Below are 9,078 nucleotides of genomic sequence, written 5' to 3'. Positions count from 1 at the left end.
TTCGACGTCATGTTCTGTACGCGAAAAGTCGCAGAAATCGACCTCAGGATTAAGGCGTAGAATGGTTCGACATGTGTCACCTATGTCTCTAGACATGTGTAACCCATGTCCCTGTGCCATACAGGGTATCCCGCCCACGCGGTGATAGTTGCGGCTACAACTGACGAACGGGTAGATCTTGCTGGTTTGACCGCGTGGGCAGGAAACCTGCCCACCCTACAAAATCATGTGCGGCTATGAACGAGTGTTCCGGCCGAGTACGTCGCCCGGATGGCCCGGTCATCCCCCAGCAGCGCCAGCGCGAACAGCAGTTCTTCCAGCGAGTCCAGCTGCTTCGTCCTGCGCGCCAGCAGCGGCGTGCAGCTTGGGTCGAGCACGACGAAGTCTGCTTCCGTGCCCGGCTGGAAGTTGCCGACCGTGCCTTCCAGGCCCATGGCGCGCGCCGCGCCCAGCGTCGCCAGGTAGAACATGCGCTCTGCCTTCAGGTAGCTGCCCTTCAGGCGCGCCACCTTGTAGGCCTCGTTCATGGTCTGCAGCATCGAGAACGAGGTGCCGGCGCCGACGTCGGTGCCGAGCGAGAGCAGCGTGCGTGCTCCGTCGGCCTTCTCGAAGTCGAACAGGCCGCTGCCGAGGAACAGGTTGGAGGTCGGGCACACCGCCGCCGCCGATCCGGTGGCCGTCATGCGCGCGAAGTCCTCGTCGTCCAGCCAGATGCAATGGCCGAACAGGGCGCGCGGACGCATCAGGCCAAAGCGCTCGTAGACGTCCAGGTAGCTGCGCGCCTGCGGATGCAGTTCGCCCACCCACTTGCACTCGTCCCTGTTTTCCGAGACGTGAGTCTGGATGAAGGTGTCCGGGTAGGCCTGGGCCAATTCGGCGGTGGCGCGCAGCTGGGCGTCGGTCGAGGTGGGGGCGAAGCGCGGGGTGATCGCATACAGCTGGCGGCCGCGCTTGTGCCACTTCTCGATCAGGTCCGCGCTGGCGCCGACGCCGCCCTCGAGGTCGCGCAGGAAGTCAGGGCAGTGGCGGTCCATCAGCACCTTGCCGGCCGCCATGCGCAAGTTGCGTGCCTCGCTGGCCTCGAAGAACGCGTCCACCGATTGCGGATGCACGGTGCAGTACACCACGGCGGTGGTGGTTCCGCAGCGCAGCAGCTCGTCGAGGAAGAACTCGGCGGTGGCGCGCGCATGCGCCGGATCCTCGAAGCGGCGCTCGGTCGGGAAGGTGTAGGTCTCCAGCCAGGGCAGCAGGCCCGGGCTCGGCGAGGCGATCATGTCGGTCTGCGGGTAATGCAGGTGGGTGTCGATGAAGCCCGGCGTGATCAGCTGGCCGCGGTAGTCGTGCGGGGCCACGCCTGGCGGCAGCGTGCCGACCAGGGCAGCGTAATCGCCCGCCGCCTTGACGCGGCCGTCTTCGACGAACAGCAGGCCGTCCTCGTGCCAGGCGTAGGCGTCGCTGTCGAAAGCCGGGTCGGCGTGAAAATGCAGCAAGCTCGCACGGTAGGCTTGCACGTTATTGGGTGCGGTGGACATTAGATAAATTCCGTTGAAACGTCTGGCTGGCGGGCGCAAGCTTCCCACACGAGGAGCAGCTGGGCCGCCACGGAGGCCGCGATCACGGCCGGGGCCTTGCCCTCGATGCCGGGCAAGCCGACGGGGCAGACCATCGCGTCGAGGCGCGCGGCATCGATGCCGCGTTCGCGCAAGCGGTGCTCGAACTGGCGGCGCTTGGTGCTTGAACCGATCAGGCCGAACCAATCCCCTGCGCCGGGGCGGGACAGTATCGCGTGGGACAGCTGCAGGTCAAGTGCGTGGCTGTGGGTCATGACCAGGAAGGTGGTGCCGTGTGGTGCTTTTTCAACAAGCACCTCGGGGGTGTCGGTCGCTTCGACCGTGACGTTGGCCGGGATCGAGGCCGGAAACAGCTCGTCGCGCTCGTCGACCCAGGTGACGCGGCAGGGCAGTTCGCCCAGCGCGCGGACGATGGCGGCGCCGACGTGGCCGGCGCCGAACAGCATCAGGTGGGCGCGCGGGGCGAGGATGGCGTCAAGCAGCCAGAGGCGGTTGTCGGCGTCCTGGAAGATGTGCGTGCCCGCAGTGCGGTCGAATGCGGGAGCGTCCCCGCCGGCAAGCAGTCGTCCACTCCCGTCGAACAACGCAGTTGTAGGGTGGGCGGGTCTCCCGCCCACGCGTTCAGCTAAAGATGAATTCTCGGCTGAGCTTCCGTCAGTTGAACGCGTGGGCGGGGAACCCGCCCACCCTACGAAAACCAAGCGCCAGCTGTCTTCATTGCGCCGTGCTGCGAGCAGCTTTAATTGACCTGCATCCGCCATCTCGAAAGCCAGCCACGCAATCCCCCCGCAACACTGCCCCAGCTTGGGCCCCAGCGGAAAACGCTCGACATGCGCCTGCCCCCTACCCTGCCCCAGCATCACCCGCGCCATCTCCAGCGCCCGGTGCTCCAGGTGCCCGCCACCGATGGTGCCGCGAAAGCCCTGCGCATCGACGAGCATGCGCGCGCCCGGTTCGCGCGGGACGGAGCCCTCGACGCGGGCGACCGTCACCAGCACTGCCGGTCCGTGCAGCTCCCTTGGCAACCAATCGCTCATCAAGCGCTCGCCGCTTCGACGGCTGCCACCGCCTTCAGGATCTCTTCGCAGGTGGCCGGCGCGTTCAGCGGCGGATGCACCCGGTGATCGCCGACCGCGGAGATGGCGTCACGGATCGCGAAGAACACCGAGAACGGCAGCAGCAGCGGCGGCTCGCCCACGGCCTTGGAGCGATGGATGCTGTCCTCGACGTTGCTGTTCCGGAACAGGCGCACGCGGAAGTCCTCCGGGCAGTCGGAAACGCCGGGGATCTTGTAGGTCGAAGGCGCATGCGTCATCAACTTGCCCGCCGGGTTCCACCACAGCTCTTCGGTGGTGAGCCAGCCCATGCCCTGGATGAAGGCGCCTTCGACCTGGCCGATGTCGATCGCCGGGTTGAGCGAATTGCCGGCGTCGTAGAGCGCATCGGCGCGCAGCAGCTTCCATTCGCCGGTGAGCGTATCCACCACCACTTCCGACACCGCGGCGCCATAGGCGTAGTAGGAGAAGGGATGGCCGTTCATGGTCTTCGGGTCCCAGTGCAGGCCCGGGGTGGCATAAAAGCCGTCGGACCACAGCTGCACCCGGGCCAGGTAGGCCTTGGCCACCACTTCGCCGAAGCGCAGCGCTTCTCCGTTCACGAACACAGTGTCGTCGGCAAAATGGACTTCAGAAGCACTGGCGCCGAACTCCGCTGCGACGAAGGCGGCCAGCCGGTCGCGGATCTTACGCGCCGCGTCCTGCGCGGCCTTGCCGTTCAGGTCCGCGCCGGTCGAGGCGGCGGTGGCCGAGGTGTTGGCGACCTTGCTGGTATTGGTGGCGGTGGCGCGCACGCGCGCCAGGTCCACGCCCAGTTCGTGGGCCACCACCTGCATCACCTTGGTGTTGATCCCCTGCCCCATCTCGGTGCCGCCGTGGTTCACCAGGATCGAGCCGTCCACGTAGACGTGCACCAGCGCGCCCGCCTGGTTCAGGTGGGTGACGTTGAAGGCGATGCCGAATTTGACGGGTGTCAGCGCCAGGCCCTTCTTGAGCACGGGGCTGGCGCGGTTGAAGTCCTCGATCGCCGCGCGGCGCGCGCGGTACTCGCTGGTCTGCTCGAGCTCCGCCACCAGCTCGTGGATGACGTTGTCGACGATGGCCTGGCCGTAGGGCGTGACGTTGCGCTCGCCCTTGCCGTAGAAATTCAGGCGCCGGATGTCGAGCGGGTCGCGGCCGAGGTTGCGCGCGATCTCGTCGATCACGTACTCGATGGCGATCGCGCCCTGCGGTCCGCCGAAACCGCGGAAGGCGGTGTTCGACTGGGTATTGGTCTTGCCGCAGGCGGCGCGGATCTCGACGTCGGACAGGTAATAGCTGTTGTCGAAGTGGCAGACGGCGCGCGTCGCCACCGGACCGGACAGGTCGGCCGAGAAGCCGGCGCGCGTGACCATGTCGACCTTCGCGGCGAGGATGCGCCCTTCCCCGTCGTAGCCGACTTCATATTCGTAGTGGAAGCAGTGGCGCTTGCCGGTGACGAGCATGTCGTCGTCGCGGTCGGCGCGCAGCTTGACCGGACGGCGCGTGCGCACCGCGGCAATCGCCGCCGCCGCCGCCCACAGCGCCGACTGCGATTCCTTGCCGCCGAAGCCGCCGCCCATGCGGCGGCACTCGACCGTCACATGGTGCGAATGCAGGCCGAGCGCATGCGCCACCACGTGCTGCATCTCGCTCGGGTGCTGGGTCGAGCAGTAGACGTGCATGCCGTGGTCTTCGCCGGGAATGGCGTAGGCGATCTGGCCTTCGAGGTAGAACTGCTCCTGGCCGCCCACATACAGCTCGCCTTTCACGCGGTGCGGCGCGCCTGCGAAGGCGCTGTGCGCGTCGCCGCGCGCCAGGCGCATCGGCGGCAGCACGTACGATTGGGCGGCGCGCGCCTCCTGCGGCGTCAGGATTGCCGGCAGGTCTTCGTAGTCGATCCTGGCCAACCTGGCGGCGCGGCGCGCGTTGTCGTGGCTGTCGGCGACGACGATAAAGACCGGCTGTCCCACGTACTGGACCAGGCCGTCCGCCAGGATCGGGTCGTCATGGATGATGGGGCCGCAGTCGTTCAGTCCCGGAATATCCTGCGCGGTGAGCACCGCCACCACGCCGCGGCTGGCTGCTACCTGTTCCAGGTCGATACCGAGGATGCGCGCATGGGCGCGGCTCGAGAGGCCGAGCGCGGCATGCAGGGTGCCGGCGGTTTCGCGGATGTCGTCGGTATAGGTGGCCTGGCCGAGCACGTGCAGCACGGCGGATTCGTGCGCGCGCGCGCGCCCGACTTCGGTCCACTGGGCCGCGTCGAGGATGGGGGTGCCTGCGTCGTTCATGTCCGTTCTCCCCTCAAGCGGCCGCGAAGGCATTGAGCGCGCTGGCCGGCAGCGGATTCTCGAGGCGGGTCTCGAACCAGAAACGGCGCAGCAGGTTCTGCGCAGCCAGCATGCGGTAGGCGCTGGAGGCGCGCATGTCGCTCAGCGGCGCGTAATCCTGGGCCAGCGCGTTCATGGCAGCGCGCAGCGAAGCTTCGTTCCATGGCTGGCCGATGAGCAGCGCTTCGGCCTTGGCGGCGCGCTTGGGCGTGGCCGCCATACCGCCAAAGGCGATGCGTGCGGCGGCCACGGTGTCGCCGTCGAGGGTGACGGCAAAGGCCGCGCACACGGCCGAGATATCCTGGTCGAAGCGCTTGGCCAGCTTATAGGTACGGAAGCGCAGGCCGGCGCGCGGCAGCGGCACTCGTACCGCCTGGACGAACTCACCCGGCTGCAGGTCTTTCTGCTGGTAGCCGAGATAAAAATCTTCCAGCGCCAGCACCCGCTCGCCCGCGGCGCTGCGCAGCACCACCTGGCTGCCCAGGGCGATCAGCCAGGGCATCGAGTCGCCGATCGGCGAGCCGTTGGCGACGTTGCCGCCCAGCGTGCCGGCATTGCGGATCGGGAGCGAGGCGAAGCGCTGCCACATCTCGGTCAAGGCATCCGGATAGTGGCGGCAGATGGCCGCGTAGGCATCGTTCAGGCTCACGCCCGCGCCGATCTCGAGCATGCTGCCGGATTCAGCCAGCGTTTTCAGCTCGTCCACCTGGCCCAGGTAGATGATGTCGTTCAGCTCGCGCATCTGCTTGGTGACCCAGAGGCCGACGTCGGTCGAGCCGGCAAGCATCAGCGCCTGCGGGAATGCGCTGCGCAGCTGCACCAGCTCGGCGAGCGTGCGCGGGACGTGGAAGCGTCCGCCTTGCGCTTCATACGTGAAGCCGTGGGTGCGCTGCAGGACGCGCAGGCGCTCGGCCAGCGCGGCGCGGTCGAAAGCGCTTGGGGGCAGCTCGACCATGCGGCGGGCCGCGTCGATGATCGGGCGGTAGCCGGTGCAGCGGCACAGGTTGCCCGAGAGCGCATCGTCGATCTGGCAGCGCGAGGGCTGGCGGCCGGAAAGCCCATGGCTTTCCTGTTTCAGGTACATGCCCCACAGCGACATGGCGAAGCCCGGGGTGCAGAAACCGCACTGCGAACCGTGGCACTCGACCAGGGCCTGCTGGACCGGATGCAGGCTGCCGTCGGGCTGCTGCAGGTCTTCGACCGTGAACAAGGCCTTGCCGTCGAGCGTGGGCGTAAACTGGATGCAGGAATTGACCGCCTTGAGCTGCAATTCGCCGTCTTCCAGCGAGCCGATCACCACCGTGCAGGCGCCGCAATCGCCCTCGGCACAACCTTCCTTGGTGCCGGTGCAATGCAGGTCCTCCCGCAGGTGCTGCAGGATGGTCTGCGTCGGCTGCGCGTCACGTACTTCGTGGACGGCGCCGCGGTAAAAGAAGCGGATCGGCTCTGGCATTCTGTTCTCTCTTGGCTGCAAAAGCGGCAAGGGCGGAAGGCTACCACCCGGAAGCACACCACTTATAAGATAAACTATATATTACTTATCAATATATTCGTATATCTTATGAATCGCCCTGCTCTTTCATTTTAGGAAAGGATGCAGCGTTTTCCAGTGGTTCGCGATGTCGATGCGGCGCGTGATCCAGACCTTATCATGCCCCTGGACATAGTCGAGGAAGCGCGCCAGCGCCGCGGCGCGCGCCGGCCGTCCGACCAGCCGGCAATGCAGGCCGATCGACAGCATCTTCGGCCGGTCCAGGCCGTCAGGGTCGCCCTCGGCATACAGCACGTCGAAGGCGTCTTTCAGGTAGTCGAAGAACTGGGTGCCCGAGTTAAAACCCTGCATGGCGGCGAAGCGCATGTCGTTGGTGTCGAGCGTGTACGGCACCACCAGGTGCGGCACCCGCTGGCCGTCGCTGGTCTCGACCTGCTGCCAGAACGGCAGGTCGTCGCCGTAATGGTCGGCGTCGTAGGCGAAGCCGCCGTGCTCGACCACCAGCCGGCGCGTGTTGGGCGAATCGCGCCCGGTGTACCAGCCGAGCGGCGCTTCGCCGGTCAGCTCGCGCAGGATCTGCACCGCCTCCGCCATGTGCGCACGTTCAAGGGCCTCGTCGACGTTCTGGTACGAGATCCAGCGCAGCCCGTGGCAGGCGATCTCGTGGCCCAGTTCGCGGAAGGCGCTGGCCGCCTCGGGATGGCGCCTGAGCGCCATCGCCACGGCGAACACCGTCAGCGGCAGGCCGCGTTCCTCGAACAGGCGCAGCACCCGCCACAGGCCGGCGCGCGAACCGTATTCGTAGAGCGACTCCACGCTCATGTGGCGCATCGGGAAGGCTTGCGCCCCGATGATCTCGGACAGGAAGGTTTCGGAGGCCGGGTCGCCGTGCAGCACGCAGTTCTCGCCGCCTTCCTCGTAGTTCAGCACGAACTGCAGGGCCACGCGCGCGCCGCCGGGCCAGCGCGCATGCGGCGGATTGCGGCCGTAGCCGACCAGGTCGCGCGGATATTCGGAATAAGTGTCCATGGGCTCGGAAAGAGGCAAATATATCGGCGATCATATATTGCAGGAAGCACAACGGTATATGATTGCCCGCATACTTCCACTCATTCTGCTGATATGGGCAAACTCTCCACCCACGTGCTCGATACCGCCCACGGCCGCCCCGGCGCAGGCGTCAAGGTCGAGCTGTACGGTATCGACGCAACCGGGCGCACCCTGATCAAGACCGACGTCACGAACAGCGACGGCCGCTGCGCCGCGCCGCTGCTGGAAGGCGAGCTGCTGCGGCCCGGCCAGTACGAGCTGGTCTTCCATGCCGGCGACTACTTCGCCGCCCAGGGGGTGGCGCTGCCCCCGCCCCACTTGCGCTTCCTCGACCGCGTGACGATCGCTTTCGGCATCTTCGACGCACAGCAAAACTACCACGTGCCGCTGGTAATGACGCCCTGGTCCTACTCCACCTACCGGGGCAGCTAGCATCCGGACGCGGCCGGCGCCTGAAACTTGCTATGCTCGATCTCATCGCGTCGGGAGAAGCCATGGCATTGCATATCGTTCATTTCATCGGACCGATCAACCATCATTCCGCCAGCAGCATTCGCAACAATTGCTTGCAGGCGCTGCAAAACGGCGCGACCGAGATCGAACTGCACATGTCCAGCGAGGGCGGCAACATGACGGCCGGCTTCGCCCTGTATTTCTTCCTGAAATCGCTGCCGGTGCCGCTCACCACCCACAATATCGGCAGCGTGGAATCGGTGGCCGTGGTCATCTTCCTGGCCGGGCAAAAACGCTATGCCTGCCCCGGCACACGCTTCCTGATCCACCCGCTGCACTGGGGTTTCGGCAGCCTGGTCGCGGCCGACCACTCGCGCGTGTCCGAATGGCGCGACTGCCTCGATTTCGACGCCGAGCGCTATGCCAGCATCTTCCTCGAGGCCACGACCGCCGCCGGCTGCCCCACCGACATCCGCAGCAACCTGACCGGCAATGCACGCATCTTCGATGCCGACGGGGCGGTCAAGGCCGGGATCGTCCACCGCGCGGTGCAGGCGCAGTTGCCGGCAGCCGGGTCGACTTGTCATTGGTGGAATTAAATCTGACAACACGCTGTTTCAATTGCACAACAGGTAATGACATTCCGGCATAAAATGTCACCAATTGTCATCTTTTGAGTTGCATCAAAAATTGCTCGCTGGATAGAATAATTTTCAGAGTTTCACGGCGCTGCCTGCTTGCTGCCTTTTTAGCGCCGCCTTTTCCGAGCAGCTTTTGCAACCAGAACGATGATAAAAAAAGTGTAATTGCTACCCTGCTGGCGCTTTCGCTGGCAGTCCCGGCCGCCTTTGCGCAGGATGGCGCCGGCTTCCCTTCCGTAAAAATCAGCGGCTTCGGCACCGGCGCCCTGACCTATGCCGACACCCGCCACGCCGAATTCGCACGCCCGAACCAGGCTGAAGGTTCGGCGCGCGGTTTCCGCACCGGCATCGACTCCAACCTCGGCCTGCAGGCCGACATGCCGGTCAACAGCTGGCTGTCGCTGACCGCCCAGGGCCTGGTGCGCAAGGATGCCGAAGCGAGCTACGGCGCCGAGCTGACCTAGG

The 9,078-nt window shown here is 65.9% G+C and carries 8 protein-coding genes; 3 read left to right on the top strand and 5 right to left on the bottom strand.

The window, feature by feature from the left end:
* Nucleotides 1-224: 224 nt before the first annotated feature.
* The 5 genes from guaD to puuE all read right to left on the bottom strand — a co-directional run bounded on the left by guaD (nucleotide 225) and on the right by puuE (nucleotide 7,498).
* Nucleotides 225-1,532 (bottom strand): guanine deaminase, encoded by a 1,308-nt coding sequence (gene guaD / locus FG94_RS10920; protein ID WP_036210962.1) that lies wholly within the window; start codon nucleotides 1,530-1,532, stop codon nucleotides 225-227.
* On the bottom strand, nucleotides 1,532-2,608 hold the full coding sequence (xdhC, locus tag FG94_RS10915) for a xanthine dehydrogenase accessory protein XdhC (RefSeq protein ID WP_036210959.1): 1,077 nt from the start codon (nucleotides 2,606-2,608) through the stop codon (nucleotides 1,532-1,534). The genes guaD and xdhC overlap by 1 nt, the downstream gene beginning before the upstream one ends.
* On the bottom strand, nucleotides 2,608-4,938 hold the full coding sequence (xdhB, locus tag FG94_RS10910) for a xanthine dehydrogenase molybdopterin binding subunit (protein ID WP_036210956.1): 2,331 nt from the start codon (nucleotides 4,936-4,938) through the stop codon (nucleotides 2,608-2,610). Before xdhB ends, xdhC begins: the two co-directional genes overlap by 1 nt.
* 13 nt (nucleotides 4,939-4,951) lie before the next feature.
* The gene (gene xdhA, locus FG94_RS10905) at nucleotides 4,952-6,430 is read right to left on the bottom strand and encodes a xanthine dehydrogenase small subunit (RefSeq protein WP_036210953.1); all 1,479 of its coding nucleotides are present in this window, start codon (nucleotides 6,428-6,430) and stop codon (nucleotides 4,952-4,954) included.
* Nucleotides 6,431-6,556: 126 nt separating this feature from the next.
* Complete coding sequence (gene puuE / locus FG94_RS10900) at nucleotides 6,557-7,498, bottom strand: allantoinase PuuE (RefSeq protein WP_036210951.1); 942 nt, start codon at nucleotides 7,496-7,498, stop codon at nucleotides 6,557-6,559.
* A 93-nt stretch (nucleotides 7,499-7,591) separates the two neighbouring features.
* Between puuE and uraH the strand changes: the two genes are divergently transcribed.
* The 3 genes from uraH to FG94_RS28175 all read left to right on the top strand — a co-directional run bounded on the left by uraH (nucleotide 7,592) and on the right by FG94_RS28175 (nucleotide 9,077).
* Nucleotides 7,592-7,951: a hydroxyisourate hydrolase gene (gene uraH / locus FG94_RS10895; protein WP_036210948.1), complete on the top strand. Its 360-nt coding sequence runs from the start codon at nucleotides 7,592-7,594 to the stop codon at nucleotides 7,949-7,951.
* A gap of 62 nt (nucleotides 7,952-8,013) precedes the next feature.
* Entirely contained in the window at nucleotides 8,014-8,571 is a 558-nt protein-coding gene (locus FG94_RS10890; protein WP_036211097.1) for a ClpP family protease, read from the top strand.
* A gap of 74 nt (nucleotides 8,572-8,645) precedes the next feature.
* Entirely contained in the window at nucleotides 8,646-9,077 is a 432-nt protein-coding gene (locus tag FG94_RS28175) for a hypothetical protein (RefSeq protein WP_229445912.1), read from the top strand.
* Nucleotide 9,078: the final 1 nt, after the last annotated feature.

The sequence above is a fragment of the Massilia sp. LC238 genome, assembly GCF_000735635.1.
GTDB classification, from domain to species: domain Bacteria; phylum Pseudomonadota; class Gammaproteobacteria; order Burkholderiales; family Burkholderiaceae_D; genus Telluria; species Telluria varians.
The sequence above is the reverse complement of the archived record's forward strand: the minus strand, read 5'-3'. Positions and strand labels throughout refer to the sequence as shown.